The organism is Microbulbifer rhizosphaerae, assembly GCF_014191725.1.
In the GTDB taxonomy this organism is placed as follows: Bacteria; Pseudomonadota; Gammaproteobacteria; order Pseudomonadales; family Cellvibrionaceae; genus Microbulbifer; species Microbulbifer rhizosphaerae.
Genome location: NZ_JACHWZ010000075.1, coordinates 1 through 1,061, shown reverse-complemented (window position 1 = coordinate 1,061; position 1,061 = coordinate 1). Strand labels below are relative to the sequence as shown.

General features: G+C 44.0%; 2 protein-coding genes. Both read left to right on the top strand.

Annotated elements, in window-relative coordinates; genetic code table 11:
* The first annotated feature begins 111 nt into the window (after nt 1–111).
* On the top strand, nt 112–672 hold the full coding sequence (locus tag FHS09_RS22510; protein ID WP_183464150.1) for a hypothetical protein: 561 nt from the start codon (nt 112–114) through the stop codon (nt 670–672).
* A gap of 131 nt (nt 673–803) precedes the next feature.
* The coding region (locus FHS09_RS22505; RefSeq protein WP_183464148.1) for a hypothetical protein at nt 804–1,061 on the top strand (258 nt) is incomplete at its 3' end.

Here is a 1,061-nt window from a genome sequence, read left to right as displayed (position 1 = left end):
AGTCAGTACGCTCCGGCGCTGCGCGCCTCCGCCGGACGGCCTACGCAATGCGCTTCGCGCAAAATGCGCTACGGCCGCCGCTGCTGGCGACGTTAGGATTCTGGGAAAGTCATGCAAAATATCACCATCACATGCGCTGTTTTGATATTAATTGCATTTGTTTCATTTTATTCTCAGGAAATCATCCAACGCCACCAAAAAATTGTGAGAGATCCGGTAAGTGAAGAAGTATCTGCCTTTCCTGCTACGTCACTTCGCTCTGGAAGTCTATTTGAGCAAAAGTTGAAAAAAGAAATTGTGAGATTCTCTCTATATAGATCATTTGAAGACGCAATTTGGATAACTCTAGATTTAAATGAAGGTAAGATGCTTATCGAATCTCGTGGTTTTGACATGGGAGCTCAGCAAGGTAAGAAACTAGATCTAGCTGTCAAGGTTGATTCTCAGTATGTGAAAGCTGTTAGAACCGAAATTGTAGAATCATATTTAGAGGCTAAAAAAGAAGAGGGCGAGGTTGGTCTAGATGGATCAACGTGGGTCATAGAGTTAACGTGGAATGGTAAGTATTACGCTAGTGATGTATGGAGCCCTGAGTTTGGTCCAGAACATCAGTTGGGTAGCTTATTATTTGATCGAGCGCAGCAGTATGCGTCACTCGGCCCCCTGTACTAATCCTAACAAGGCCAGGCAGTACGCTCCGGCGTTGCGCGCCTCCGCAGGACGGCCTACGCTATGCGCTGCGCGCATAAACAGCGTAGGCCGCCTCTGCTGGCAACGTTATGCAAGCAAATTGAAGGACAAACATGAAAAAAATTATATTGCTCATGCTTATGTTCGGATCTAACACTGCAGCTTCCGACACATTTTGCCCTGACGTAGAAGAATCGGACTGGCCTAAAAAGGAAAAATTTAAAGATAAGGATTTTAGTTGTAAAAGTGTGAATATATCAGATCTTCCTAATTCAGAAGTAACGGAGGAAGATAAAAGTGGAGCTAAAAAAGTAGATCTAAATGGAGATGGAATATGCGAATACATTATTCCTTGGAAATCTGGAAGTGGA

Excerpts from the sequence above, each read along its gene's own strand:
- FHS09_RS22510 (WP_183464150.1), top strand. The coding sequence starts at position 112 with ATGCAAAATATCACCATCACATGCGCTGTTTTGATATTAATTGCATTT.